This window comes from Microbacterium psychrotolerans, from assembly GCF_031085295.1.
Taxonomy (GTDB): Bacteria; Actinomycetota; Actinomycetes; order Actinomycetales; family Microbacteriaceae; genus Microbacterium; species Microbacterium psychrotolerans.
Window position 1 is genome coordinate 49,130 of sequence record NZ_JAVFWO010000001.1, and the last position, 25,973, is coordinate 75,102.

Annotated in this window: 21 protein-coding genes; 15 read left to right on the forward strand and 6 right to left on the reverse strand. The window is 72.6% G+C overall.

The genetic code is table 11. The features are described from left to right. Positions 1 to 371: 371 nt before the first annotated feature. Genes Q9R08_RS00230 through Q9R08_RS00240 form a run of 3 tightly spaced genes read right to left on the reverse strand, consistent with a single transcriptional unit; the run spans position 372 to position 3,012 of the window. Complete coding sequence (locus Q9R08_RS00230) at positions 372 to 971, reverse strand: class II aldolase/adducin family protein (protein ID WP_308865783.1); 600 nt, start codon at positions 969 to 971, stop codon at positions 372 to 374. Beyond that, positions 968 to 2,263, reverse strand: a complete 1,296-nt coding sequence (gene otnK, locus Q9R08_RS00235) for a 3-oxo-tetronate kinase (RefSeq protein WP_308865784.1) — start codon at positions 2,261 to 2,263, stop codon at positions 968 to 970. The genes Q9R08_RS00230 and otnK overlap by 4 nt, the downstream gene beginning before the upstream one ends. Continuing rightward, positions 2,260 to 3,012 (reverse strand): DeoR/GlpR family DNA-binding transcription regulator, encoded by a 753-nt coding sequence (locus Q9R08_RS00240; protein ID WP_308865785.1) that lies wholly within the window; start codon positions 3,010 to 3,012, stop codon positions 2,260 to 2,262. The genes otnK and Q9R08_RS00240 overlap by 4 nt, the downstream gene beginning before the upstream one ends. Positions 3,013 to 3,095: 83 nt before the next feature. Here Q9R08_RS00240 and Q9R08_RS00245 point away from each other — a divergent pair, with 83 nt between their 5' ends. The 5 genes from Q9R08_RS00245 (at position 3,096) to Q9R08_RS00265 (ending at position 8,301) form a co-directional block, all read left to right on the forward strand. Beyond that, entirely contained in the window at positions 3,096 to 4,559 is a 1,464-nt protein-coding gene (locus Q9R08_RS00245; protein WP_308865786.1) for an FGGY family carbohydrate kinase, read from the forward strand. Next, positions 4,556 to 5,419 (forward strand): hypothetical protein, encoded by an 864-nt coding sequence (locus tag Q9R08_RS00250; protein ID WP_308865788.1) that lies wholly within the window; start codon positions 4,556 to 4,558, stop codon positions 5,417 to 5,419. Before Q9R08_RS00245 ends, Q9R08_RS00250 begins: the two co-directional genes overlap by 4 nt. A 2-nt stretch (positions 5,420 to 5,421) precedes the next feature. Beyond that, positions 5,422 to 6,150 (forward strand): hypothetical protein, encoded by a 729-nt coding sequence (locus Q9R08_RS00255; protein ID WP_308865790.1) that lies wholly within the window; start codon positions 5,422 to 5,424, stop codon positions 6,148 to 6,150. Beyond that, positions 6,147 to 7,586, forward strand: a complete 1,440-nt coding sequence (locus Q9R08_RS00260) for an alpha-amylase family glycosyl hydrolase (RefSeq protein ID WP_308865791.1) — start codon at positions 6,147 to 6,149, stop codon at positions 7,584 to 7,586. The genes Q9R08_RS00255 and Q9R08_RS00260 overlap by 4 nt, the downstream gene beginning before the upstream one ends. A gap of 67 nt (positions 7,587 to 7,653) precedes the next feature. Next, positions 7,654 to 8,301: a class I SAM-dependent DNA methyltransferase gene (locus tag Q9R08_RS00265; RefSeq protein WP_308865792.1), complete on the forward strand. Its 648-nt coding sequence runs from the start codon at positions 7,654 to 7,656 to the stop codon at positions 8,299 to 8,301. Between the two features lie 252 nt (positions 8,302 to 8,553). Here Q9R08_RS00265 and Q9R08_RS00270 read toward each other — a convergent pair whose 3' ends face one another. Then, entirely contained in the window at positions 8,554 to 9,570 is a 1,017-nt protein-coding gene (locus tag Q9R08_RS00270) for a helix-turn-helix transcriptional regulator (protein WP_308865793.1), read from the reverse strand. A 102-nt stretch (positions 9,571 to 9,672) separates the two neighbouring features. On the opposite strand from Q9R08_RS00270, the gene Q9R08_RS00275 reads away from it, so the two are divergent. Continuing rightward, positions 9,673 to 10,095 (forward strand): VOC family protein, encoded by a 423-nt coding sequence (locus Q9R08_RS00275; protein WP_308865794.1) that lies wholly within the window; start codon positions 9,673 to 9,675, stop codon positions 10,093 to 10,095. Positions 10,096 to 10,198: 103 nt separating this feature from the next. Here the strand turns inward: Q9R08_RS00275 and Q9R08_RS00280 are convergent, their stop codons facing one another. Further along, complete coding sequence (locus Q9R08_RS00280; protein WP_308865795.1) at positions 10,199 to 11,518, reverse strand: hypothetical protein; 1,320 nt, start codon at positions 11,516 to 11,518, stop codon at positions 10,199 to 10,201. A 201-nt stretch (positions 11,519 to 11,719) separates the two neighbouring features. Next, positions 11,720 to 13,276 (reverse strand): beta-N-acetylglucosaminidase domain-containing protein, encoded by a 1,557-nt coding sequence (locus Q9R08_RS00285; protein WP_308865796.1) that lies wholly within the window; start codon positions 13,274 to 13,276, stop codon positions 11,720 to 11,722. 30 nt (positions 13,277 to 13,306) lie between these two features. On the opposite strand from Q9R08_RS00285, the gene Q9R08_RS00290 reads away from it, so the two are divergent. The 9 genes from Q9R08_RS00290 to Q9R08_RS00330 all read left to right on the forward strand — a co-directional run bounded on the left by Q9R08_RS00290 (position 13,307) and on the right by Q9R08_RS00330 (position 25,965). Then, complete coding sequence (locus Q9R08_RS00290; protein ID WP_308865797.1) at positions 13,307 to 15,091, forward strand: alpha-galactosidase; 1,785 nt, start codon at positions 13,307 to 13,309, stop codon at positions 15,089 to 15,091. After that, on the forward strand, positions 15,088 to 16,932 hold the full coding sequence (locus tag Q9R08_RS00295; RefSeq protein ID WP_308865798.1) for an MBL fold metallo-hydrolase: 1,845 nt from the start codon (positions 15,088 to 15,090) through the stop codon (positions 16,930 to 16,932). Before Q9R08_RS00290 ends, Q9R08_RS00295 begins: the two co-directional genes overlap by 4 nt. Positions 16,933 to 16,971: 39 nt before the next feature. Further along, complete coding sequence (locus Q9R08_RS00300) at positions 16,972 to 17,997, forward strand: LacI family DNA-binding transcriptional regulator (protein ID WP_308865799.1); 1,026 nt, start codon at positions 16,972 to 16,974, stop codon at positions 17,995 to 17,997. A gap of 10 nt (positions 17,998 to 18,007) precedes the next feature. Next, a complete protein-coding gene (locus Q9R08_RS00305; RefSeq protein ID WP_308865800.1) occupies positions 18,008 to 18,886 on the forward strand; it encodes an aminoglycoside phosphotransferase family protein in 879 nt (292 codons plus the stop codon). Positions 18,887 to 19,000: 114 nt separating this feature from the next. Continuing rightward, on the forward strand, positions 19,001 to 19,978 hold the full coding sequence (locus Q9R08_RS00310; RefSeq protein WP_308865801.1) for an ROK family protein: 978 nt from the start codon (positions 19,001 to 19,003) through the stop codon (positions 19,976 to 19,978). Continuing rightward, positions 19,971 to 20,549 carry a D-sedoheptulose-7-phosphate isomerase gene (locus Q9R08_RS00315; protein ID WP_308865802.1) on the forward strand — a complete coding sequence of 193 codons (579 nt, stop codon included), beginning with the start codon at positions 19,971 to 19,973 and terminating at the stop codon, positions 20,547 to 20,549. The genes Q9R08_RS00310 and Q9R08_RS00315 overlap by 8 nt, the downstream gene beginning before the upstream one ends. Then, positions 20,546 to 23,242, forward strand: a complete 2,697-nt coding sequence (locus tag Q9R08_RS00320) for an alpha-mannosidase (RefSeq protein ID WP_308865803.1) — start codon at positions 20,546 to 20,548, stop codon at positions 23,240 to 23,242. The genes Q9R08_RS00315 and Q9R08_RS00320 overlap by 4 nt, the downstream gene beginning before the upstream one ends. Next, complete coding sequence (locus Q9R08_RS00325) at positions 23,239 to 25,122, forward strand: beta-L-arabinofuranosidase domain-containing protein (RefSeq protein ID WP_308865804.1); 1,884 nt, start codon at positions 23,239 to 23,241, stop codon at positions 25,120 to 25,122. The genes Q9R08_RS00320 and Q9R08_RS00325 overlap by 4 nt, the downstream gene beginning before the upstream one ends. A 126-nt stretch (positions 25,123 to 25,248) precedes the next feature. Next, positions 25,249 to 25,965: an alpha/beta fold hydrolase gene (locus tag Q9R08_RS00330; RefSeq protein WP_308865805.1), complete on the forward strand. Its 717-nt coding sequence runs from the start codon at positions 25,249 to 25,251 to the stop codon at positions 25,963 to 25,965. The last annotated feature ends 8 nt before the right edge of the window (positions 25,966 to 25,973 follow it).

Consider the following 25,973-nt stretch of genomic DNA (forward strand, 5'->3'; position numbering starts at 1 on the left):
GCTGCATCCGCTGATGTACGAGGGGCTTCTGCCCGACAGCCGTCAGGTCAGTCGCGACGCCGCGCGCCGCCACATGATCCTCGCTCGCCGCGAGGAGCGGGGCGACGCACGGCGACCTCGCCTCCGGGCCTGGCGGGGTCGCGTGCAGACGTGGCGGGCGCGGCTGCGGCCTTCACGACCTATCCCGCAGGGCTGATCCTCCCCGTCGTCCGCTCCGGATTCTGGACCGTGGGGTTCGTCGGCATCCGACCCACCGGGAAAGCCCGCGTCACCTTCCGAGGGACGCGGGCTTTCCCGCGTCGGCAGCCGCATCGGCGTCGCGACGCGCGACCGCGTGTTCTCGCTGAGCGTGCAGGCGCACCGTCGGTCGATCAGCCCCAGGCCGTCGCGGGATCAAGCTGCCGCGCCTCCCGGCGGTCGAGGGCGAGGGCGAGTTCGGCGGCCGCCTCGAGCTCCTCGCACAGGTCGACCGCGCGGAGCAGATCGGCGGCGCAGACCACGCTTCCGTGGTTGGCGAGCAGCATGACGTGTGCATCCGTGGCCGCGCGCGCGACGCCGTCTGCGAGCGCTGCCGAACCGGGTGGCGCGTAGTCCACGAGTCGCACGCGGCCCAATGTGCGCAGCCGGTAAGGCGTGTACGCGGGCAGCGGATCGGCGCCGGGCGCACAGACCAGGCACGACACGGCGGTCGCCGCCCGTGAGTGCAGATGGATCACGGCCTGGGCGTCCGGGCGCACCTGGTACGCCGCCACGTGGAGGCCCCACTCCTTCGTCGGCGCGGGACCCGCCACCGGGGTGCCGTCGAGACGCAGCTCGGCGATGTCGTCGGTCGTCAGCCGACGTAGCGACGAGCCCGTGGGGGTGATGAGGATGCGGTCGCCGACCCGCACACTGGCATTCCCCGAGCTGCCGGGCGACAGCCCCGCCGCCGCCACAGCACGGCAGGCGTCGACAAGGTCCTGGGCGTTCATCGGTCCTCCTCGAAGGCTGCGGCGAAGAAGTCGGTTCCGCCGAAGTTGCCGGATTTGAAACAGAGGTCGAGCACGCGGCCCCGAGCGTCCGCGGCCGTCGTCCACGGCACCCCCGGCGCAGCGACCCGGCGCACGCGAAGGGTCGACACCCCGAGCGCGGCGGCGACGGCTCCTGAGGTCTCGCCTCCGGCGACCAGGATCCGCCGCACATCGCAATCGGCGATCGCCGCAACGGCGATGCGTGACAAGGCGTCCTCGACAAGGCCTGCGGCGCGCTCACGCCCCCAGCGCTCCTGCACGTGGGCTACGGCAGCGGGCTCGGCGGTCGCCGAGACGAGGGGGACGGCACGGGAAGCCAGCGGCGTGCTGCCGACGTGCCTGGCGTCGGCGAAGGTGGCGTCGATGAAGGCGAGCGCGTCCGCGACGGCCGCGTCCGGGTCGACGGCAAGGGCGTCGACATCCAGATCCCAGCGCGGTCCGGTGTGCGCGGCGACCTGTGCGCGCGTGCGCTCGGACCCGCTTCCCGAGAGGATCAGCGCCCGGCCGGGCGGCGGAGGCGCCACGGCGGGTGCCGGCCCCGAGGCGAGCCGCCGGGCGAGGGCGACGGCGAGTCCCGCCGCCCCTCCCAGCACCAGATCGTCGGATGCCGCCACGGCGGCGGCTGCGGCATCCAGGTCCTCATCGGTCACTGCGTCGAGGAGGACGTGACGCACCCCGTCGGCACGGAGCATGCGGAGGGCGTCGGCGACCGCGTCCGGACCGGAGCGCACCTCTTCTATCGACACGAGGCCGACCCGATGCGGCGTCTGCCGGCCGAGCACGCGCACCAGGTCGGGATCGCGCATGGGGGTGAGGGGATGCTGGGCGAGCGAGGACTCCGACAGCAGCCGGTCCCCGACGAACAGATGACCCCGATGCATGGTGCGCCCCACGGCGGGAGTCACCGGCGTGCCGACGGAGGCACCGGCACCCGTCTCCTCCAGGAGCGCATCGGCGACGGGGCCGATGTTGCCACGCTCGGTGGAGTCGAACGTCGAGCAGTACTTCTGGTACAGCCGCCGTGCGCCCCACGAGCGGAGGAGCCGCGCGGCCGCCGCGCTCTCGCCGACCGCCTGCGCGGGCGGAGCGGTGCGCGACTTCAGCGCCACGATCACGCATTCCTCCGAGGCGGGAACATCAGGATCGGGAACCCCCAGCCGCACCTCGGTCCCGAGGCCGACGGCGGTCACGCCGGCGGCGACGTCGCACGCACCGGTGATGTCGTCGGCGATGACGCCGAGCTCGACGGTCATTCGGCGATCCTCACGGCGATACCCGCCGCCTCGAGCCCTGCCAGGACGTCGCGATCGGCGCGGGCGTCGGTGATGAGGAGGTCCACGGCGTCGAGGGCGGCGATGCGCACGACGGACGTCTTGCCGAGCTTGCCGGCGTCGGCAAGCAGCACGACGCGTGCCGACTGGCGGGCGAGCAGCCGCTTGATCGCCGCATCCAGCACATTCGTGCCCCAGAGACCGCCGAGCCCGACCGCCGTCGCCGACAGCAGCGCGACGTCGCACCTCACCCCCTGAAGCGCCTCTTCGGCGATGGGTCCGGCGAAGCACCGGGTGTCGGGCTGATAGTGGCCGCCCGCGGCGATGAGTCGAGGCTCGGGCTCGCGCGCGAGGGTCTCGATCACCGGGAGGGAGTGGGTGACGATCGTGCAGCCCTGCAGCAGCGGTGCGACGGCGGCGACAGTGGTCCCCGCATCGAGAGCGACCACCTCGGCACCCTGCGCCTCCACCGCGGCGAGCCGGGCGATGGCGCGCTTCTCGGCAGCCCCGACCGCGTCGCGGCGCTCGAACGGCACTCCGGCCGACGCGATCGTGGCCCCTCCCGCCACGCGGCGCAGGACCCCTTCCTCCTCCAGGAGGCGCAGGTCGCGCCGCACCGTCATCTCCGAGACGCCGAGGCGCTGGGCGACGTCGGCCGACGAGATGTAGCCGCCGTCGGCGACGAGGCGTTCGAGTTCTGCGCGCCGTTCCGGCGCTCCCGCGTACCGCATGGTCGCTCCTTCCGCGTGCTCTCGATCCTGATGATTATCGAACACATTTGGCAAATCTGTTCAAAATGTCACAAACTAGGTCCGTGACACTCGTCCTGGGATTGGACATCGGGAGCACGTCGACGAAGGCCGTCCTCGTCGACGTGGCCGACGACGTCATCGTCCTGCATGTCGCCCGGGCGTCCACGCCCACCGATGCGGTCGAACTGGTCGCGACCACGGCAGCGCTCCTCCGCGCCTGCGTCTCGGCGGCGAACCGGCCGATCGCGGCCCTCGGCATCGCCTCCATGGCCGAGAGCGGCGCGGCTCTGGGCGCGGACGGCACTCCCCTGACGCCGCTGCTGCGCTGGGATCGGCCGGTCGACCCGCGCCATCTCGACGACCTGCTCGCGCGGCATCCGGATCTGCCCTCCCGCACCGGGCTTCCCGCGACGACCAAGCCGGCGGCGGTCGCGCTCGCGGCGCTGCGCCGCGAGAACACCGAGGTCTTCACTGCCGTGCGGCACTGGGCCGGCGTCGCCGACCTCGTCGCCCACGCACTCACCGACGTGCGCGCGACCGACCACACCCTCGCCGCCCGCACGATGCTGGCGGGCGGGCGCGGCGACGCATGGGATGCCGCGGTGCTCGACACCGTCGGCATCGACGTCCGCATCCTGCCGGAGCTTCGCGCGCCGGGCGAGCCGGTCGCCGTCACCTCCGACGCCGCCGAGGCGTTCGGGCTGGGGCGCGGCATCCCGGTGTACATCGCGGGACACGATCATGCCGTCGGGGCGTGGGCCGCAGGCGTCCGCACGCCCGGCGCCGTGGCGGACTCCCTCGGCACCGCAGAAGCGGTCGTACGGGTGACCGACGACCTCAACGCGACTGCAGGCGCCGGGCGCGATGCGAGCGCGTCCCGCCGCCGCGAGACATCGGGCATCACCGCGAGAGCCGTGGCAGACGGGTTCGCCATCGGGCGCACCGTCGACGGCTCCGCGCTCACCATCCTCGGCGGCAGCCGCGCCTGCGGCGCGATGCTCGAGTGGTGGGATGGCGCGCACGACGGCGACGGCGTGCGCGCCCGGCTCGCCTCGCTTCCCGCCGACCCGTGGCCCGCGACGTCGATGACCGTGCTGCCGTACCCGTCCGGCCGGCAGTGCCCCGTCCCCCACCCGGGCGCCCGCGTCGCCGTGCGCGGCGCCGCCGCTGACCCGACGACTCGCGCGCGCGCCGTGCTCGAGGGGCTCGTCTTCCAGGCCCGCTGGATGCGCGAGACGATCGACGCCCTCGCCGGCTCCCCCGCCCGCGACGTCACGGTGCTCGGCTCGCTCGCCGACCGGATCCCCGCGTGGGCGCCGCTCACCGCCGCTGCCGGCACCCCCGCCTTCCGAGCTGCCACGACCGAACCGGTCGCCGCCGGCGCCGCTCTGCTCGCCGCCGTCCGCGCCGGCGCGGCATCCGACACGGTGTCGCTCGCGCGCGAAGCCGTCGCGCCGGCGCAGGCACCGCACCTCGACCACGCCTACCGGCGGTTCCTCCACGCCGCCACCGAAGGAGACTCATGACCACCCTCGACGCCATCGCCCGTCCGACGGGCGCATTCGCCATGGTCGCGATGGACCAGCGCGAGAGCCTGCGCCACATGTTCGACCTCGCCGGCCACGGCCGGCCCGCCGACGACGTGCTGATCGACTTCAAGGTCGCCGTCGCCGAGGAGCTCGGCCCGCACGCCTCGGGCTTCCTCGCCGACCGGCAGTTCGGCTTCGATCGTGTCAGCGCGGCTGTCCCGGCGTCGACGGGGCTGATCCTCGCGGTCGATGCGCTCGACCAGGCCGACGGCGGTCCCGTCGAAGACACCGCACTCGACGAGGAGGCGATCGCCGCCCTCCCCGAGGGCGTCGACGCGCTCAAGCTGCTGCTCATCTGGCGCCGCGACGAGCGCCGCGAAGCCCGCGTCGCCCTCGCCTCGCGCTTCATCGACGTCGCGCGCGAGCACGGGGTGCTCTCGGTGCTCGAGCCGGTCGTGCGCGCTGCGCCGGGCGAGACCGACTTCGACACGGATGCCGCCATCCGTGAGGCCGCCCGCGAGCTGGCCGACCTTCACCCCGACCTCTACAAGGCGCAGGTCCCGCTGGCGGGCACCGGCGACGAGGCGCAGCAGCGGGCGGCGAGCGCGGAGCTCAACGCCTGCATGTCGGGCCCATGGGTCGTGCTGTCGCAGGGCGTCGAGCGGGACCGCTTCGCCGACGCGGTGCGGGCGGCCTGCCTCGAGGGCGCCAGCGGCTTCCTCGCCGGCCGCGCGCTGTGGAGCGATGTCGTCGGCAGTTCCGACGTGCGGAGCGACCTCCGGGCGCGTTCGGTGGACCGCCTGAAGGTGCTCGGCGACATCGTCGACGAGACGGCACGGCCCTGGCAGGAGGCGTGATCGTGCGCGTCGGCGTGCTGCACACGGTTCCCGCGCTCGTGCCGGTGTTCCACGGGCTGCTCACCCGGCGACGCGACGACCTCGACATCGTGCACACCGCCGATCCGTCGCTGCTGTCGCGAGCCGTCGCGAACGGCATCACCGATGACGTCTCCGCCGACCTGCGCACCCACCTCGGCGCACTCCGCGAGGCGGGGGCGACCGCCGTGCTCGTCACCTGCTCGTCGATCGGCGAAGCGGCGACGGATGCCGCGGCCGCCGTGGGCGTGCCACTGGTACGCGTCGACGCGGCGATGGCGGCCGAGGCCGTGCGCCGGGCGCGCGCGGGGCGGGGACGCATCCTCGTGCTAGCGACGCTGGCGGCGACGCTCGGACCCACGAGCCGGCTGGTGCAGACGGCCGCGGGCGCGGCGGGCGAGGGGTTGACGACGGCCGCCGGGGCGGCGGATGTGGGCTCGGCGGCCGCGGGGTCACCGGATGTGGGCTCGGCGGTCGGCGGGTCGGTGGTCGAGGTGACGGCGCAGGTCGTGACCGATGCAGCCGATGCGCGAGCCGCAGGGGACCTTGCCCGGCACGACCGGCTCATCGCGGAGGCGATCGCCGATGCCGGCGACGTCGACGTCATCGTGCTGGCGCAGGCGTCGATGGCGAGCGGAGCCGGCGACGACGCCCGCGTGCTCACCTCTCCCGAGTCGGGCGCCACGCGGTTCGTCGAGAGCCTGCCGCAATGAGCGGCGTCTCACTTCTCACGTACGCGGATCGCCTGGCGGGTGATCTGCCGGGACTCGACCGCCTGCTGTCGAACGAGCTCTCGGTGTTCACCGGGGCGCACGTGCTGCCCTTCTTCACGCCGTTCGACGGCGACGACACCGGCTTCGACCCGATCGATCACACCGCGGTGGACCCTCGGCTCGGCTCGTGGGACGACATCCGCGGCATCGCCGCCGCCCGCGAGGTGACGGCCGATCTCATCGTCAACCACGTCTCGAACCGCTCGGCCGAGTTCGAGGACTGGCTCGCACGCGGAACGGCCTCACCGCACGACGGGATGTTCCTCACCTTCGACCGGGTGTTCCCGGACCGCGCGAGCGAGGCCGACATCACCGCCTTCTACCGGCCGCGTCCTGGGCTGCCCTTCACGCCCTATCGCGGCGCCGACGGCACGCGGCGGCTGGTGTGGACCACCTTCATGCCGTCGCAGATCGACATCGACGTCACGCATCCCGCGGGCCTTGCCTACCTCGAGCGGCTGGCCGACACCCTCGCGGCAGGCGGGGTCGGCACGGTGCGACTGGATGCCGTGGGCTACGCGGTGAAGACGCCGGGAACCGACTCGTTCATGACGCCCGAGACGCTCGACTTCGTGGCCCAAGCGGCCGCGCTCATCCGCGAGCGCGGCATGCGCGTGCTCGTGGAGGTCCACGCCCACTACTCGCAGCAACAGGCGATCGCTCCGCTCGTGGACCTCGTCTACGACTTCGCCCTTCCGCCACTGCTCCTGCACGCGCTGGGAACCGGCCGGAGTGATCGGCTGGCGTCGTGGCTCGGCATCCGTCCGGCCAATGCGGTCACCGTACTCGACACGCACGACGGCATCGGCGTCATCGACGCGGGCCCGTCGGGCGACCGCCCCGGGCTGCTGTCGCACGCTGAGATGGCCGAAGTCTTCCGTCACGCCCACGACGCGACGGGCGGACATTCGTCGGCGGCATCCGTCATCCCCGCGTGGTTGACCCTCCCCCACCAGATCAACGCGACGTTCTTCAGCGTGCTCGGGCGCGACACGAGACGGATGCTGCTGGCCCGCGCCGTGCAGATCTTCCTGCCCGGCGAGCCGCAGTTCTACTACGTCGGCGTGCTGGGCGGCGAGGACGACACCGCGCTGTTCGCGCGGACAGGTCAGGGCCGCGACGTCAACCGGCACGTCTACACGCCCGATGAGATCCGCCGTGCGCTCGCCACTGACGTCACGCGCGGCCAGCTCGCGCTCGCTGCGCTGCGGCGGCATCCGGTGTTCGATGGGGAGTTCTCGTGGGAGGCGCCGGACGACGCATCCCTGCTGTTGCGCTGGCGCGGGAGCGGGCACGAGGCCGTGCTGCGCGTGCGGTTCGACGACCCCGACTTCGAGATCACTCTCGACGGCGCGGCGGTCTCGTTGACCGGGTGACAGCCGAGGTCGAGGGCGACGGCGGTGCGCCCGGCATCCGTGAGCCGGAGCGCACTACCATTCCGAGGTGACCGAACAGACTGTGCAGCACACCCGGGCCGCCTACGACGAAGTGGCGGTCAGCTACGCCGAGATGCTGCCCGATACGCGGTACGAAGCGGCTCCCGAGCTCGCGATGGTGCAGCACTTCGTCGAGTCGATCCCGCAGCGACCGGCCGCGGTGCTCGACGCCGGCTGCGGCACCGGCCGCATGATCAGCCACCTGAGTGCTCTCGACCCCGAGCTGGTGATCGCCGGCAGTGATCTGTCCCCCGCGATGCTCGCCGAGGCCCGGTCGCGGCACCCGGCTCTCGAGCTCGTCGCCGCCGACAACGCCGTGCTTCCCTTCGCGGACGAGCGCTTCGACGGGGTCCTCGCCTGGTACTCGACCATCCACACGCCGCCGCACCGGCTCGCGACCGTCTTCGACGAGTTCCACCGGGTGCTCCGCCCCGGTGGAACTCTGCTGCTCGGCTACCAGGCGGGCACCGGACAGCGGCGCCTCGACAAGCCCTATGGACACGACGTCGACCTCGTCGCCTACCTCCACCACACGCCGTACGTGCGGAATGCCCTGGGCACCGCCGGCTTCCGCGTCACCGCGGTGCTCGATCGCGACGCCCGCGGCGCCTTCGAGAAGCACCCGCAGGGCGTCGTGCTCGCGGCCCGGCTTTGACAGGGGGGTGCCGGCGGACGGATGCCGGCGCCCGGCACGGGACCTCCGCCACAGGTCAGGCGAGATCGCCGTTTCGGGACGGATATCCACAGCCGCAAGAGGATGCTGACCAGGTCAGTTAGCGGGATGCGGCCAGGCGATGGCGGCCGGCGACGAAGTCCCCGACGCGAAGAGCGGACCGGCTCGCCGCACACGGGAGCGGATGAGTCGGTGAGGGGGTTGAGGGGGAAGACCTGGATGGCGGAAGCGATGTCAGACAGCGGATGCCGAGCCCTGCGGACTTCTCTCGCCCCGTCGCTCTCCACCCGCGGCGATCGACACGCGCTGTCCGATCTCGGCGAAGGCGGCCGTCAGCTCGGGCGGCTCGACCACCTCGACGTCCACCTCGAAGCGCAGCAGCAGCGCCGCCAGCGCACCCCACGACCACGCGCCCAGCTCGACGAGGCAGGAGTCGGCGCCGACGGGCTCGACGACGCCGTCGGAAACGAACGGGATGACCCGCGACGCGGGCGCCCGCAGCACCACCTTGCCTCGGCAGGGCCACTTCTCACCGTCCGTCGCGCCGCGGAAGCGGCCGCGCAGGAACGCGTGGGAATCGCCGCCGGGCACGACGCGCGGAGTGAAGCGCGCCCCGCGGTGCGATCGCAACGTCATCCGGTCGACGCGGTGGACGCGCCAGTCCTCGCGCCCGGCATCCCATCCGATGAGATACCAACGCCCCTGGGCGGCGATGAGGTGGTGCGGCTGAACGCGTCGCGGGACGGGCGAGAGATCAGCGCCCGGCCGGTCGCCGACCCGTGCGTAATCGAATCGCAGCTCTTCGCAGGCCCGGATCGCCGCCGACACCTCGACGAGCGTGTCCTGGGCCACCGGCACGGCGGCGTCGACCACCGTCGTGAATCGCAGCGCCTCCAGACGATGCCGCAGCCGCACCGGCATCACCTGACGCACCGACGTGAGCGCTCGCAGCGCGGCCTCCTCGATACCGGCGGCGGACAGCGCCGCCGCCTGCAGGGCGACCGACAGCGCCACCGCCTGCTCGTCGTCGAACAGCAACGGAGGCAGCTCGTCGCCGGCCTCGAGCCGGTATCCGCCGTCGGGACCCTTCGAGGCACGGATCCGGTAGCCCAGCTCACGCAGCCGGTCGACGTCACGCCGCACCGTGCGCGCACTCACGTCCAGCCGCTCCGCCAGCGCACGTCCCGGCCAGTCGCGTCGCGTCTGCAGCAGCGACAGCAGGGTGAGCACGCGAGACGAGGTCTTCGGCATCCGACGATCATCCCGCAAGTAGCGGACACTACCTGGCCTCTATGGAGGGAACCATCGATCGTGCGCCGCAGCGGCGCCATTACATCGAAACGAAGGAACGTCATGACCATCGCCGTCACCCCTCACCTCAACTTCCGCGGCTCGGCGCGGGAGGCGCTGGAGTTCTACCGTGCCGCCTTCGGCGGCGAGCTCGTCGTCATCACGTACGCCGACATGGGCGCGGCATCGCCCGAGACCGCCGACCACGTCGTCTGGGGACAGGTCTCCGGACCGAACGGCTTCCGGATCATGGCGTTCGACGTCTACCCGCACCTGCCGTGGGATCAGGGACAGAATGCCTTCTTCGTCTCGGTGCGCGGCACCGACCCCGAGGAACTGGGGGCCTCGTGGGAGAGGCTGAGCGACGGCGCCACCATCCTCCAGCCGCTCGCACCCTCCGACTGGGCGCCGCTGTACGGCCAGCTCACCGACCGGTTCGGCGTCACGTGGGTCCTCGACATCGCCGCGTCGCATACCGGGAGCTGATAGACGACAGTCCGGGGGGCGCTGCCGGCGAGACCCCCGGATTGTGCCCCGCGCGCGACGCCGTGCGCGCCGCCGCCTCGCCCACGGTGCCGAACCATCCGCCTCAGAACAGCTCGTGCAGCAATCCGAGGACGCGGTGGACGAGCTCCTCGCCCGCGCCGGGCGCGACGCGGCAGGCGTCGACGACCTCGTAGCCGCCCTCCTCGTGCGCGCGCCGCGTCGGCACGTACCAGAGCGCACCGTCGGTATACCCGACGACGAGCGTCATCGGTGCGGGCGACCGCTGCTTGATCGCGACGCCCAGCTCGCTGAACAGCTCCGCCGGCACGAACGCCAGGGCGAGATCGCCGATCCGCAGCACGGAGATGTCGGCGTCGATCGTCGGCGAGCGACCGTCGCGCAGCGCCGCCAGCACTGCCGCGGCCTCCGACATCCGCAGCTCGTGCCACCATTGCGCCGGGTCTCCCACCGCCGACGTGGCGACGACAGCCCGCACGTCGGCGAGGGCCGTCTCGGCTTCGCTGACGGATGCCGCGCCCCGGCGCGGGAGCGCGACCCGCTTCCGTCGCGACGCCAGAGGCGTGGACGGGGTCGCGTGGGCAGCGCCTGCGATCTGGACCGCCGCCACGCCCAGCGTCGTGCCGAGCTGTCGCGGCCACGACCAGTCGGGCCTCTTGTCGGGCGGATCGATGTCGCCGGCCGCCCCCTGGAGGAACAGTGCCCGCCCCCCGACCGCACGCTCGACGTCGGCGCGAAGAACGCCCGGGAAGTCGGCGCTGATGCTGCGCACGGAGCTCTCGAGCGACGACGGATGACACGCGTACGAGATCAGGGTCGCGACGCGCTCTGCGGGCGCTGGGCCGTCGGCGGCCTCGAAGCAGACCACGGCGAGCTCGGGATCCACGTGACCGCCGGGGTTCGGGGCGAGCTCGATGGAACCGTTCGGCCCCGGCCTGCGGCGATTGACGCCGAGCCGCACTTCGCCCCGGCCGGCGCGCACGCCGACGGCGACGCGGGCCGCGTCGGCATCGCGCACGCAGCGCGCGGCGGCGTCGCTCAGCCGGCCTCGATACGTCGCCGCGAGCGGATCCTGCCCACCGGGCATGTCGCCCGTCTCGCCGACCACCGGACCGTAGTGCGTGTGGCTGCACGACAGGAACACACGATCGGGCGAGATGCCGGTGGCGGTACGAATCGACTCCTTGAGCGCCGCCACGAGCTCATCGCTGTAGAGCCCTATGAGGTCGAGGGTCACGACGGCGTGCCGGGTGTCGCCCGGTGAACGGTCGTCGGCGAGCACGAGCGCGGTGGCCCAGAGGTCGTCATGCACTCCGGTCGCCGCGCCGCGCCCCACGAAGCCGGAGAGCGGGATGCCGATCGGCGGCGTGATCGGCACACGCGCGGTCCCGGCGGTCAACGCCATGGCCGCTCCCCTCGCCTCCCCCGTACTGGCGTCCCCGACGGCGCCGGGGCCCGCTTCGTCATGCCCTCAGTGAAGCCGCCGCCGCGCAGCGACGAAAGGGCCCTCGCACGACGGCAGACGGCCGGCGGCCGGCGGCCAGCGCCAATGGCGAGGCGGCGGTCGGCGGTCGGCGGTCGGCGGCCGGCAACCACCGGCCGGCCGTCAGCGACCGACCGCGCCGCGCACGAACTCGGGAACGACGTCGGTCGCGACCTTCGCCTCGTGGGCTTCGGCCTTCGCGAAAGCCCGCTCCGCCTCATTCCGCGGCACGACGCCGGCGAGGTGATCGAGCGCGGCCAGCCCCGCCGCGCCCATGTCGCCCGCCGCCGCGAGCCACGGCTGCAGCGACCGGGCCGGCTCCCGCTCGGTCTCGACGTCGGCGAGCGCGGCCAGCTCTTCGAGCCGTGCCCGCAGCGCCTCGGGCCCGCCGCCGTTCGAAGCCGCCCGCACCGCGGCGGCGAGGTCCCGATCCATCGACGCCGACGGCGGCCACGACGAGAGCGTGCGCACGAGCGGCGCCAGGGCCGCGGCATCCGTTCCCGCCACCAACCGCAGCGCGATCGCGGCGGCGCGGTCGGGATCATAGTCGCGCGGGTTCCACGCCCAGTCGGCGAAGGCGGCGATGCCGAAGCAGCCGGGCCAGAACTCCACCATCGGGTTCGACCACGCCCCGTGGAGCGCGGAACCCTCGACGTCGGGGGTGCGTCCCACGAGCGGGCCGAGGAACGCCCTGCCCCGGTCGAAGTCGTTGACGGGGAAGTTGTCCCACAGCAGCAGGCGATCGCCGAACACGGCGGCAGCGGCGTCGATGTCGTCGCGGGTGATCTCGCCCACGACGATGTCGCGGCCGGTCCACCAGACCAGAGCCTCGTCGGGGAGTCCGGCGGCGAAGGCCGTGCGGTAGGCGGACGACGCGGTGCCCGCATAGTCGGTCGGGACGACGAGCAGGTCGGTCCCCGGCCGCCGGGCGCGCAGCACGCGATCCGCGAACCGGCGCACGGCCTCGGCGTGCGCGGTGCCGAGGGCTGCGGCGCCGGCGCCGAAGCGCTCGCGGTCGGCCTCGTGGTTCGGCTCCTGGGGGACGTCGTCGAACAGCAGCGCGATGCCCGGGATGCCTGCATCCAGCAGCTGTTCCGCCTTGGCGGCGAGCAGCGCATGCTCGGCGTCGTCGGAGAAGACCATGGAACCCGCCGGATGCAGCGCGACCACGACCTCGACACCGCGCTCGGCACCCACGCGAGCGAGCTCCGCGAGACGCTCGAGGTCGGGCGCCGGGTACGGCTCGCGCCAGCGCTCGCGGTGCCACGGGTCGTCCTTCGGCGCATAGACGTACGAGTTGAGCTTCAGACGTCCGGCGAGCGCCAGCGCCGCCAGCCGCTCCTCGTGCGACCACGGCTCGCCGTAGAAGCCCTCGATGATCCCGCGGTGGCGCAGCACCGGGCCGTCGTCGATGCGCAGCGCCGGCACCTTGCCGTCGCAGGCGGCGGCGAGTTCATCGAGTGTCGTGCGCCCATGACGGAAGCCTCGGCGATCGGATGCCTCGATCACGGCGCGGCCGTCGACGACGTCGAGCCGGTAGGCCTCGGGCGGCAGCTCGGGCGCCGCTCGTTCCTCGACCGCCAACGGCGCAGGCGACGGCGGGTCGGCAGGGACGGAGACCACGCTGCGGGGCAACGGAATGACGGGCACGGAACCGGAGATCGTGTCGGCGTCGAGCACCTGGGAACGTTATCACATAGACTGTCAGGCATGAGCTCCACTCCCTCGCTGACGAGTGACTCCGGTCGACGGACGATCCACGGAGCCGGCTATTCGCTGTCGTGGCGAACCGGCCCGGGCGGTCTCGTGAAGTCGCCCTACCTCGAACTGAGCGACGCCGACGGCGCCCGCTGGATGCGCATCTGCGCCCTGTCGAGCGCGCACACACGCGCCGCCCGCGACGAGAGCATGAGCATCGGCGAGCCCGAGGTCCGCACCGAGGCCGATGCCCTCGTCGTGATCATCCGCACGGAGTCCAGCGCGTGGGACGAGCGCCTGCTCGAGCTGCGCTGCACGGCCGACGCCCTCGAGATCACGCTCGAGGCGCGCGGCACCGGCGAGCTGACCGACGTCACGATCCTCGGGGGCGACGGCATCCTGCCCACCGGCGCCAGCGGCACCTTCCGCTCGGGCTTCGATGCCCAGTCGCTCTACGTGCCGAGCCCCACCGAGCCCATCGCGTTCGTGCGCCCGGTATGGTCGGCCGCCTCGCTCGGCGTGGTCGGCGACGCCGACCCCGGGCGTCTCAACGGCGTCTTCTCACCGCCGCCGCTGGCCCTCGCCTTCGGCCGGGACCCCGCCACCGACGCGTTCACCCCCGGCCCCGGCCCGTGGCTGGCGACCTGGCTGCGTGCACCGGTCGACATGCTCCGCTTCACCACGATGCGCTTCGACCCCGTCGACGGCGGCGGACTGCTGCGTCTCGTCCACGAGGGTCACACGCCGGTCGCCGGCGTCTGGCGATCGCCCACGGTGGTCGTGCGGTCCGCCGACTCGCCGGCGCACGCGCTCGAGCTGTACCGCGACGACCTCGTCCGCACCGGCTGCGCACCCGCGGTCGCGCCGTCGATCCAGCCCTGGTGGCTCGAGCCGATCTTCTGCGGTTGGGGCGCCCAGGTCGCCCGCGCAGGCAAGGACGGCTGGGCCCCGGATCTCTGCCGACAGGAGACCTACGACGAGTTCCTCGCCACGCTCGCCGCGGCATCCCTCGACCCCGGCACGGTCGTCATCGACGACCGTTGGCAGGCGCAGTACGGCACGGCCGAGCCCGACGCCGACGCGTGGCCGGATCTTCGCGGCTGGATCGCCCGCCAGCACGCCCAGGGACGCCGCGTGCTGCTGTGGTGGAAGGCGTGGGACCCTGCCGGGCTGCCGGCCGAGGAATGCGTGACGGATGCCGCGGGCCGGCCGATCGCCGTCGACCCGGGCAGCCCCGCCTACCTCGCGCACCTCGACGCGATCATCGAGCGACTCCTGTCGCCCGAGGGCCTGAACGCCGACGGGTTCAAGGTGGACTTCACCCAGCGGGCGCCCAGCGGCACGATGCTGCGCTCGGCGCCCGACAGCGACGGGGTGTGGGGAGTGGCGGCGCTGCACCGCCTCGTCGCCCGCATCCGCGCCACGGCCAAGGCCATCAAGCACGATGCGCTGATCATCACGCACACGGTGCACCCGTCGTTCGGCGACGTGACCGACATGGTGCGCACCAACGATGTGCTCGAGCACGATGTCAGCGGGCGCCCGGTGTCGGTGGCGGCCCAGCTGCGTGCCCGGTTCGAGATCGTCTCGGGCGTGCTTCCGGGGTACCCGGTAGACACCGACCAGTGGCCCATGCCCAACCGCGCCGAATGGCTCGACTACGCCCAGGCGCAGGCGGGGCTGGGCGTGCCCGCGCTGTACTACCTCGAGCAGGTGCGGGAGGATGAGCCGATCGACCTCGAGCACCTCTCGCTCATCGGTCGCACGTGGGACGAGTACCGGAAGAGACTGGAATGAGCGTGACGGCGGTCGCGCGCGGCGTCTGGCGCATCGCCGACACGTGCCACGTTTACCTGGTCGTCGACCCCGACTCGCCGCCCGGCGAGCGCGACGCCGTCGCCATCGACTTCGGATCGGGCCTGGCGCTCTCGCACCTCGCCGAGCTCGGCATCCGTCGCATCACCGACATCTTCATGACGCACCACCATCGCGACCAGGGGCAGGGGCTCCCTCTCGCGGTCGCGCACGGTGCGCGCATCCACGTGCCGCCGGTCGAGCGCGAGCTGTTCGACCGCGTCGAGGAGATGTGGGAGGGGCGCCAGCTCGACAACGACTACAACCTGCGGCAGGACCGGTTCTCGCTCCTCGAGTCGGTGCCCGTGCACGCGAGCGTGCCGGAGTACCGCACGGTCGTGGCTGCCGGCGTCGCACTGTTCGTGCTGCCGACGCCCGGCCACACCATCGGCTCGGTGAGCTACCTGCTCGACCGGGACGGGGAGCGCCTGGCCTTCACGGGCGACCTCGTCTACGCGCCGGGCAAGGTGTGGTCGCTCGCGGCGACGCAGTGGTCGTACACGCAGACCGAGGGTCCGGCGATGACCGTGCTGAGCGCTCTGCTGCTGCACCGCTACCACCTGTCGGCGATAGCCCCCTCGCACGGCGACGTCATGCGCGACCCCGACCACGCGCTCGAGCTGCTCGCGCAGACGATGCAGGAGTACGTCGACTCGCGGCGCTCGTATCCGTGGGATCTGCGCGCCCGCCTCGAGGACCCGTTCATCGCGCTCACCCCGCACCTGCTGCTGAACCGCACTGCGATGTCGTGCTCGTACGTGGTGCTGTCGGAGACGGGCGAGGCGCTCATCATCGACTACGGCTACGACATGACGACCGGCCTGGTCCTCGGCCAGGAGCGTGCCGCCCGGCGGCCCTGGCTCGCCTCGCTGCCCGCGCTGCGCGAGCTGTACGCCGTGACACGCATCAGCGTCGCGCTTCCGACGCACTACCACGACGACCACATCGCCGGCATGCCCCTGCTGCGCGACGTCGAGGGGACCGAGCTCTGGATCCCCGAGAACGTGGCGCCCACGATGGCCGATCCCTGGCTCGAAGACCTCCCCTGCCAGTGGTACGACCCCATCGTCGCCGACCGCGTGCTGCCGCTCGGCGAGGCGTTCACGTGGAACGAGTACACGATCACGGCCCACGACCAGCCGGGGCACACCCTCTACGCCGTCGCGTACGAGATGCAGATCGACGGCGTGAGGGTGGCCTTCACCGGTGACCAGCAGGAGGGTCTCGGCGGCCGCGACGGCCGGCGCGACATCATGAACTACCAGTACCGGAACCTGTTCCGCCTCGGCGACTATGTGCGCAGCGCCGAGCTGTACCGCCGGATCGGACCGGGGCTCATGGCGAGCGGTCACTGGGATCCGCGGTGGGTCGACGAGGAGTACCTGACCTACCTCTCCGAATCGGGGCGCTTCGTCGACGACCTCCATGAGCGGCTCCTTCCCGAGGACGCGCTGGCGATCGGCCCCTCGGGACAGACGGCCCGCATTCTCCCGTACCGTCGGAACGCCGTCGCCGGCCAGTCGGCCGCGTACTCCGTGCGCGTGCGCAATCCGCTGCCGCAGGCCGCGCGCGCCAGGATCACCCCCGTCCTCCCGCTAGGCTGGCGCTCGTCCGGAGAAGAGTTCGAGATCGACCTCGAACCCGGCGAGGAGTCCTCTGTGCAGCTGACCGTGACCCCCGCGTCCCCCGGGCGCCGGCAGCGGATCGCGATCGACGTCGCGATCGGCGACCTGCTGCTCGGGCAGCACGCCGAAGCGCTCCTCGACGTAGCGAAGGCCCCGTGACGACCGTGAAGGCCCCGTGGTGACCATGAAGAGCGACGAGTGACCGAGCGCCGCCCCCCGTTCGCGCGCCCGACCATCCGGGAGGTCGCCGACGCCGCCGGCGTCTCACGATCGACGGCCTCGCGAGCGCTGTCGGGGAACGGCTACGCCGCACCCGAGGTCCGTGAGCGCGTGCGCGCTGTCGCGAAAGAGCTCGGCTACGTCGTCGACGTCACGGCGCGAGACCTCAAGCAGCGCACCAGCAGGTCGGTCGGCGTCCTCGTGTCGGACCTGCGCAACGTCTTCTACGCCGAACTGGCCTCGGGCATCGGCGAGGAAGCCCGCGCTCACGGCCGCACGCTCGTGATGGTCGACCTCCGAGGCGACAGTGCGGACGAACTCCAGGCGGCCGAAGCTCTCGTGGCGTCCCGCGTGTCGGGCGTCATCGCAACGCCGGTCTCGCGCGAGCTGAGCGGCTTCCTCAGCCGCATCGGCGTGCCGCTGATCGAGGTCGACCGCCGCTTCGACGCCGAAGAGACCGACGCGGTCGTCGTCGACAACCGCGCCGCCGCGCGCGACACGACCACGCGGCTGCTCGCCGCCGGTCACGAGCGGATCGCGCTGCTGATCGACGAGACCGAGTGGACCACCGGCGAGGAGCGCCAGCGCGGGTACCTCGACGCGCTCGCCGCGCGCAAGGTGCGGGTGGACGAGTCGCTGATCGTGCAGGCCGGATGGGATGCCGACGAGGCCCGCGCCGCCGCCGAACGCATCCTCTCGCGTCCCGATCGCCCGACCGCCGTGTTCGCGGCCAACAACGTGCTCACCGAGGGCACCTGGCGCGCTGCGGCGGCGCTGGGGCTCGGCATCCCGTCGGATGTGAGCCTGGCCGGCTTCGACGACGCGCCCTGGATGAGCATGGTCGAGCCGGGCGTCTCGACCAGATTCCAGGATGCCGGAGCCCTCGGCGCGACGGCACTTCGCGCATTGCTCGAGCGTCTCGAGTCGCCGGATGCGCCGGTGCGGACCATCGTGATGCCGACGCGCTTCGTCGACCGTGGATCGATCGCCCCGCCCCGGAAGTGACGCGCCTGCGATGACGGACGCGATCGGCGCCGCGCGCATCGACGAGAATCTCGCTCGTGCCCTGATCGCCGAGCAATTCCCGCAGTGGCGGAACCGCCCCGTGCGGCAGGTGCGCAACGGCGGCAACGACCACCGCATCTTCCGCCTCGGCGGCAACCTGAGCGTCCGGCTGCCGAGCGCGCCCGGCTACGTGCCCCAGGTGCGCAAGGAGCAGATGTGGCTGGCGCGCCTGGCGCCGGCGCTCCCGTTGCCGATCCCTGTGGTGCAGGGCATCGGCGAGCCGAGCGACCTGTTTCCCGCGCCGTGGTCGGTGTACGGCTGGATGGCCGGGGAGCCGGCATCCGTCACGCCCGTCGAGGACTGGGGCCGCTTCGCAGCCGACCTCGCGGGATTCCTGATGCGGCTCGGCGAGGTGGATGCCGCGGGCGCGCCCACCCCCGGCCTGCACAGCGCGTTCCGCGGCGGACCGCTGGAGCACTGGGACGACGAGATGGGCGACATCCTGCTCCGCGTGCACGGTCGCGAGCGCGACCTCGCGGCAGGGATCTGGCGGGATGCGCTCGCCGCGCCCTTCTCGCGGCCTCCGCAGTGGTTCCACGGCGACGTGTCCCTCAACAACCTGCTCGTGCGGGACGGCGGCCTGGCCGCCGTCATCGACTTCGGCTGCTCCGGAGCGGGCGACCCCGCATGCGACACCGTCTTCCGCTGGACGTCGCTCCACGCGGCTGCGCGGCAGCAGTTCCGCAAGGACTACGCCGTCGACGAGGCCACGTGGGCGCGCGGTCGCGGATGGGCGCTGTGGAAAGCGCTCATCATGATCACCAACAAGCCTCCCGGCCAGGCGGAGTTCGCCCGCCACGTGCTCGACCAGCTCTTCGACGAGGCCTGAATCCGCGCCGCCGTTTGTCACGAACGATGACTTTGCTACAATGTGGGAACGATGTCACATCGGGGCGGCGGTCGCAGTGGAGCGACAGCGCGGCCCCGCAGCTCGGAGGAACGAATGGCAACGCAGCATCCCGTGCTGGCGCTAGACATCGGCGGCACCAAGCTCGCCGTGGCGATGGTGACGCCCGACGGCCGGACGCACGGCTTCCTGGTCGAGCCGACCGAGAAGCACCGCGGCCCGGATGCCGTCATCGCCCATCTCTTCGACCTCGGGCATCGCAGCATCGCCGCGGCGAACCTCGGCGCGCCCGCCGCGGTCGGGATCAGCTGCGGCGGCCCCCTCGACGCGCGCGCCGGAGTGCTGACCGGTCCGCTCCACCTGCCCGGCTGGATCGACGTGCCGATCGTGGCGATGTCGTCGGCGGCCTTCGGCGTTCCGGCGGTTCTCGAGAACGACGCCACGGCCGCCGTGCTCGGCGAGCACCGCTTCGGTGCGGCGCGCGGCGCCGACATCGCGCTGTACCTGACGCTGTCGACCGGCGTCGGCGGCGGCTCGATCATCGACGGCCGGCTGCACCGCGGCGCCGCCGGCAACGGCGGCGAGTTCGGGCACCTGATGGTGCGCCCCGGCGGCCGTACCTGCGAATGCGGGCGTCACGGATGCCTCGAGGCCTACGCCTCGGGAACCAACATCGCGGTCCGCGCGAACGAGCTGCTCGCCGACGGCGGCCGGGAGTCGTCGTTGCGGAGCCTGCCGCTCGTGCGCGCCGAGCACGTCTCGGCGGCGGCCGCGGCGGGCGACCCGCTCGCCCGCGAGCTGTGGGACGACACGACGGCGCTGCTCGGCCAGGCGGTCACCGATCTCGTGAACGTCTTCGAGCCGAACGTCGTGGTGCTCGGCGGCGGCGTGACCCGCTCCGGAGCACTCCTGCTCGATCCCGTGCGCGACATCGTGCAGCGCACCGCCATGCCGCCCGCCGCCGCGCGTGCCGTCGTCACCCTGGCCGGTCTGGGTGACGAAGTGTGCGTCGTCGGCGCGGGCGCCCTCGCCCTCGACCTCGCCCTCGACCTGAAGGGGTCCGCCCGTGTCTGACTGGCTCGACGCACAGCTCGACGCCCACATCCGCACCGCGCGCGACGCGGAGCCGCTCCTCGAGCAGGTGCGCGCCGTCGGCGGCGTGCTCATCGACGCCTTTGCGCGGGGCGGCACGCTCTACACGTTCGGCAACGGCGGCAGCGCGGCCGATGCGCAGCACTTCACCGGGGAGCTGATCGGCCACTACAAGCGCGACCGCCGGCCGCTTCCCGCCGTCACGCTCACGACGGACGCGACAGTATCGACCTGCATCGCGAACGACTACGCCTTCGAGGACGTCTTCTCACGCCAGGTCGAGGCGCTCGCGAGGCCGGGCGACGTGATCGTCGCGTTCACGACGAGCGGGCGCTCGGCGAACGTGGTGAACGGTCTCACCGCAGCCCGGGCGAACGGCGCGACGACCCTGCTGTTCGCCGGCGGCGACGGCGGGCCATCGCTGGCGCTGGCCGACCACGCGTTCCTCGTGCCGTCGCGCGAGACGCCGCGCATCCAGGAGCTCCAGACCTTCCTGTTGCACGCGCTGTCCGAGATCCTGGACGCATGGGCCGCGGGGGAGGAGCCGGCATGAGCGATCCCGCCGAGCGCGCCGGCATCGCCGAGCACGTCGACGCCGACGTCGCCGACCTCGTCGAGGAGCCGCGCGGCGTCGCGCCCGACGACCCCGCCGTCACGGGCGACGACCGCCGCGCGCCGATCGCGAACGCACCTTCGGGAGAGCAGCCGCGCGGCATGGCGCCCGCGCAGCGCCCGGCGGCGACGCCCGACCGCACGCTTCACATGATCGGCAACGCGCATCTCGATCCGGTGTGGCTATGGCCGTGGCAGGAGGGGTACCAGGAGGCCCGCGCGACGTTCGCGAGCGCGCTGGACCGCATGGACGAGTACCCGGACTTCATCTTCACGTGCGACCAGATCGTGCTGCTGTCGTGGGTCGAGGAGCAGGATCCCGACCTGTTCGCGCGCATCCAGGAGCGCGTCGCCGAGGGCCGCTGGGTCAACGTCGGCGGCTGGTGGGTCGAACCCGACTGCAACATGCCGATGGGCGAGTCGTTCGCCCGCCAGGGCCTGTACGGCCAGCGCTACCTGCAGTCGCGCTTCGGTCGCATCTCGACCGTCGGCATGAACGTCGACCCGTTCGGGCACAGCGCGAGCCTCCCCCAGATCCTCCGCGGGCACCGGATGGACTCGTACTGCTTCCTGCGCCCGGGCCCCCACGAGGGCGACCTCGATGAGACGCTCTTCCACTGGGAGTCCGCCGACGGGTCGCGCGTCCTCGCCTACCGCATCCCGTTCGAGTACTGCAGCCCGCCCGGCGACGTGTCGGGCCAGACCGAGAAATCCCTCGCACAGCTGGATCGCTCATTCGGCGAGATGATGGTGTTCTACGGGGTCGGCAACCACGGCGGCGGCCCTACCAAGGCCAACATCGAGTCGATCCACCGCTACGACCGCATGGGCAGCTTCGGGAGGATGACGATGTCGTCACCGCGCGCGTACTTCGACGAGATGCTCGCCCGCGGCGAGGGCTTCCTCGAGGCGCTGTCCGTCCGCCGCGACGACCTGCAGCACCACGCACCCGGCTGCTACTCGTCGCACTCGGGAATCAAGGCATGGCAGCGACGCGCGCAGTGGGCGGTGCTGTCGGCGGAGCGCTGGGCGGCGATCGACACGGCCCTCACCGCGGCGGAGTACCCCCGCGAGGACCTCGAGCGAGCGTGGAAGCAGATCCTCTTCAACCAGTTCCACGACATCCTGCCGGGATCGGCGATCGAGCCGTCGTACGACGACGCGCGCGACCAGCTCGGCGAGGCGGTCGCGATCTCCAAGCGAATCATCACGCGCGCCCACAACCGCATCGCGCGTCGCATCGACATCCCGATGGACACCGCGACCCAGCCGGTCGTCGTGTTCAACCCGCACCCGTGGCCGGTGTCGGTCGAGGTCGACATGCAGTACGGCGCGCAGCCGCGGGGAGTACGCATCGTCGACCACGAGGGCGATCCGGTGGTCTCGCAGGCGACGCAGTCGACGGCCACCACCGGCGACATGAGCCGCGGCGCGGTGACCTTCCGCGCCGACGTGCCGGCGCTCGGCTACGCGCTGTACCGCATGCTTCCGGGGCCGGCGCTGCCCGTGGAGACCGGGCTCGAGGTGTCGGATGACGGCACGGTCATCGAGAACGCGCACCTGCGCCTCGAGCTCGATCCGCGCACCGGTGACGTCGTCTCTCTTCTCGACAAGGCGAGCGGAGCAGACCCGCTCGCCGGCACACGCGGGCAGCCGCGCACCGCGGTGTGCGACGACCCGACCGACACCTGGGGTCACCGCGTCATCTCGTACGCCTGGCCGGGCGCCGCGATGACCCTCGACCGCATCGTCGTGCGCGAGACCGGCCCGCTGCGCTCGCGCGTGCGCGTCGAGCGGTCGTGGGGCGCCAGCACCCTGGTCGAGGAGTACCTGCTGTCGCACGATGCCCGCGCGGTGCGCGTGGACGTCACGATCGATTGGCGCGAGAAGGCACACCTGCTGAAGCTCCGCTTCCCGGTGGGACTCGACGATCCGTCCGCGACCTACGAGATCCCCTACGGCACGATCGAGCGGCCGGTCGACGGCGCCGAGGAGCCCGCCCAGTCGTGGGTCGACCTCACGGGCACGGTGGGCGGCGCCCCCGCCGGTCTCACGGTCGTCTGCACCGCGAAGCACGGCTGGGACGTCTCCCCCGCCGGGTCCGCCGGCCTCGAGACGGCGAGCATCGGCATCACCGCCGTGCGCAGCCCCGTGTACTCGTGGCACGACCCGCGTCTGCTCGACCCCGAGGGCGTCTACGCGTTCCAGGACCAGGGTGTGCAGCGCTTCGGGCTGGAGCTGATCCCGCATGCCGGCGACTGGCGCGAGGCACAGCCGACCCGTCGAGCCGCCGTGCTCGGTGCGCCGGTGCGCGCGCAGCTCGAGTCGTTCCACGACGGCGACCTGCCACCTCGCGACGGCTTCGCAGACGACGGCGGCGGTGCCGTGATGGTGACGGCGGTCAAGGGCAGCGAGGACACCCCCGACATCGCGGCCGCGGATCTCATCGTGCGCGCTGTGGAGACGCGCGGCGAGCCGGCGCGCGCCCGCATCGAGCTCCCGTTGGTCGGCCGCACGATCGAGGGCGAGTTCCGGCCGCACGAGGTGCGCACGTTCCGGGTGCCGCTGGATCCGTCCGGCGAGATCGTCGAGGTCGATCTCCTGGAGTGGCCGCTCGGCGAGCAGCCGACGTGAGCGCATCGCCGTCGCCGGCGGTGACGATCCTCGACGCGGATCCGCGTGACTTCGCGATCGAGGTCCGCCGCGACGGCGACGCGCACCGCGTCACGCTGCGCCTCGACGGCGCGCACCCCGTCGACGCCGCCGTCCGCGTGACGGTGGAGCTCGCCCGCGCCGACGACCCGTGGTGGCTCATCCCGGGGCTCTTCTACGGCGAGAACCGGCCCGCGGCGAACGACCGGCTCTATCCCCGCTTCGAGGCCGGCGCGCGCACGTCCGCACAGCACGCCGCATTCGTGAGCGACGAGTGGCACTTCCGCTCCGACCGTGCCGCCACCCCCGTGGTGTTGGCATGGCCGGCACCGGGCATGCCGGGCCGCGGGCTCTCGGCCGATCCGGTCACGGAGCTCGGGCTCACCGGTCTGGGCTTCGCGCTCCGCGGCAGCATCGCCGAGCTGAGCGCCACCTTCCCCGCGCGCGAGTTCCCCGTGACGTACTACGGCGACGGCACACCTCGTCCGGCCGAGGTGCAGCGGCACCGCTTCGAACCCGGCGACGAGGTCGAGGTCGTCGTGCGCGTGCACGAGCTCGCGGCCGACCGGCACGACTACGCCCGCGTGCTGCGAGACCTGCATGCGGCATCCGCCCCCCGGGCTCCCCTGCGCCCGTGGATGGGCGTGGCGGCCGCGGCCGGGCTCAGCGCCGAGGGCCTGCTGCGGTGGCACTACGACCCCGAGCCGGGCGTGCTGCTGGAGACCGTGGGATTCGACAGGGAGGTCTCCGGCCGCGACGGCGAGTCCGTCGATCGGCAGGCGATGCATGTGGGCTGGGTCTCGGGCATCCCCTGGGCGTACGCGATGCTGCGCCACGCCGAGCGGACGGCTGATCTCGATGCGCGCGCAGAGCGCGCTCTCGAACCAGCCGCCTCGGCACTGCGCGACGCGGCGCTGTCGGTGATCGACTTCTGCACGGCCGAGCTCGCACCCAGCGGCACCCTGTGGGGCGTCTGGTACCGCGGGCGCGGCTGGACGCAGAGCTGGACGACGCGCGAACGCGGTCTGCACAGCCGCACCCTGGGCGAGGCGACCCACTTCCTCGTGCGTGCGCTGAAGCTGACCGAGCGGGAGCAGTGGCGACACGCGGTGCGGTCGAACCTGGACGTCGTCGTCGCGCGCCAGCGCGCCGACGGCAACCTCGGCAGCATCCACCACGCCGAGACCGGCGAGGTGCTCTCGTGGGACGGCTCGGCGGGGCTCGCCTGGGTGGGCGCGCTCGTCGAGGCGGCGGATGACGACGATCGCTACCTGGATGCCGCGGAGCGGGCCGGACGCTACTACGCGCGGTTCGTGCACGACGAGTACCTGCACGGGGCGCCGGAGGACGTCGACCTGGCCGTCACCAGCGAGGACGGCTACGTCGCGGTGATGGCCTACATGGCGCTGCACCGGGCGACGGGCGACCCCGAATGGCTGGAACTCGCCCGGCGGGCTGCCGATTTCGCCCTGACCTTCCGCTACACGTACGACGTCGACTTCGCCCGGGGCACGCTCCTCGGCATCTTCGACTTCGGCACCCGCGGCGCCGACCAGGCCTCGGCATCCAACCAGCACCTGCACGCCTACGGCCTGATCTGCACGCGCGAGCTGCTCGAACTGGCGGACGCCACCGGCGACGACCACTACCGGGAGCGGGCGCTCGAGACCCTCGCGTGCTTCCGCCAGTTCGTCGCCCGTTTCGACGGCGACTTCAACGCCTATCGCGGCATGGTCACAGAACGGTACTACCAGACCGAGTGCTTCCAGCCGAAGGGGATGCTGCTCACCCTGTCGCACGCGTGGAGCGCCGGCGTGCTGCTGCTCGGCTGCGAGGACGCGCTGGCGGTCGACGCGGGCTGACGGCCACACCGAGCGGCCCGGCGGAAGCCCGCGACGGCTTGCACAGGAGCGTCGGGGAATCAAGCCCCTCGGCCCTGGCGCGCGGCGGACGCACGATGGCGTGTCGGAATCTGCGTGGAGGTGCGAGTGGACGTCATCCTGGTCCCCGGGCTGTGGCTGGACGCGTCCTCGTGGCAGGACGTGGCCGACAGGCTCTCGGCGGCGGGACACGCACCCCACGCGCTGACACTCCGCGGACTCGACACGCGCTCGGCGGACCGCCGGGGCAGCATGATGGCCGACCACGTCGCCGAGATCGTTTCGGCCATCGACCGGTGCGGCGGCCCCGCCGTGCTCGTGGGCCACGCCGAGTCGTGCGGGCTGGTGCACGCCGCCGTCAACAAGCGCCCCGACCGCGTCGCGCACGCTGTCCACGTGGGAGGGCTGCCGAGCGCCGACGGCACGCATGTGCTGAGCGGGTTCGCGGTGGACGCGCGGGGAACCACGACCCACACCGCGGGCTATCGCGCCGTGGACCCGACGCTGGCCACGCTGCATCGGCGTATGACCGAGAACTCCTCGCACGTGCTGGACCAGGTGCAGCGGCTGCGCGACCCGCGACGCTTCGACGTGCCGGTCACCGTCGTCGCGACCGAGTTCACCGCCGACGACGTGCGCCGCTGGTCGTCGGCCGGCATCGACCCCGCTCGTGAGCTGCCGCATCTGCGCCACGTGACGGTGGTGGACCTGCCGTCGGGGCGCTGGCCGCAGATCGAACGGCCGGCGGACCTCTCGCGCATCCTGCTGGCGGCGATCCCCGTCGGCGACGGTCCCGTCGTCACCGCGGAGCCCGCCCCGATGTGACCTCCGCG

What these genes read in the sequence shown, in the direction of transcription:
- Q9R08_RS00295 (WP_308865798.1), top strand. Translation starts at nt 15,088, where the DNA reads ATGAGCGTGACGGCGGTCGCGCGCGGCGTCTGGCGCATCGCCGACACG.
- Q9R08_RS00250 (WP_308865788.1), top strand. Translation starts at nt 4,556, where the DNA reads ATGACCACCCTCGACGCCATCGCCCGTCCGACGGGCGCATTCGCCATG.
- Q9R08_RS00270 (WP_308865793.1), bottom strand. Translation starts at nt 9,570, where the DNA reads ATGCCGAAGACCTCGTCTCGCGTGCTCACCCTGCTGTCGCTGCTGCAG.
- Q9R08_RS00280 (WP_308865795.1), bottom strand. Translation starts at nt 11,518, where the DNA reads ATGGCGTTGACCGCCGGGACCGCGCGTGTGCCGATCACGCCGCCGATC.
- Q9R08_RS00240 (WP_308865785.1), bottom strand. Translation starts at nt 3,012, where the DNA reads ATGCGGTACGCGGGAGCGCCGGAACGGCGCGCAGAACTCGAACGCCTC.
- Q9R08_RS00305 (WP_308865800.1), top strand. Translation starts at nt 18,008, where the DNA reads ATGACGGACGCGATCGGCGCCGCGCGCATCGACGAGAATCTCGCTCGT.
- Q9R08_RS00275 (WP_308865794.1), top strand. Translation starts at nt 9,673, where the DNA reads ATGACCATCGCCGTCACCCCTCACCTCAACTTCCGCGGCTCGGCGCGG.
- Q9R08_RS00290 (WP_308865797.1), top strand. Translation starts at nt 13,307, where the DNA reads ATGAGCTCCACTCCCTCGCTGACGAGTGACTCCGGTCGACGGACGATC.
- Q9R08_RS00310 (WP_308865801.1), top strand. Translation starts at nt 19,001, where the DNA reads ATGGCAACGCAGCATCCCGTGCTGGCGCTAGACATCGGCGGCACCAAG.
- otnK (WP_308865784.1), bottom strand. Translation starts at nt 2,263, where the DNA reads ATGACCGTCGAGCTCGGCGTCATCGCCGACGACATCACCGGTGCGTGC.
- Q9R08_RS00230 (WP_308865783.1), bottom strand. Translation starts at nt 971, where the DNA reads ATGAACGCCCAGGACCTTGTCGACGCCTGCCGTGCTGTGGCGGCGGCG.
- Q9R08_RS00260 (WP_308865791.1), top strand. Translation starts at nt 6,147, where the DNA reads ATGAGCGGCGTCTCACTTCTCACGTACGCGGATCGCCTGGCGGGTGAT.
- Q9R08_RS00320 (WP_308865803.1), top strand. Translation starts at nt 20,546, where the DNA reads ATGAGCGATCCCGCCGAGCGCGCCGGCATCGCCGAGCACGTCGACGCC.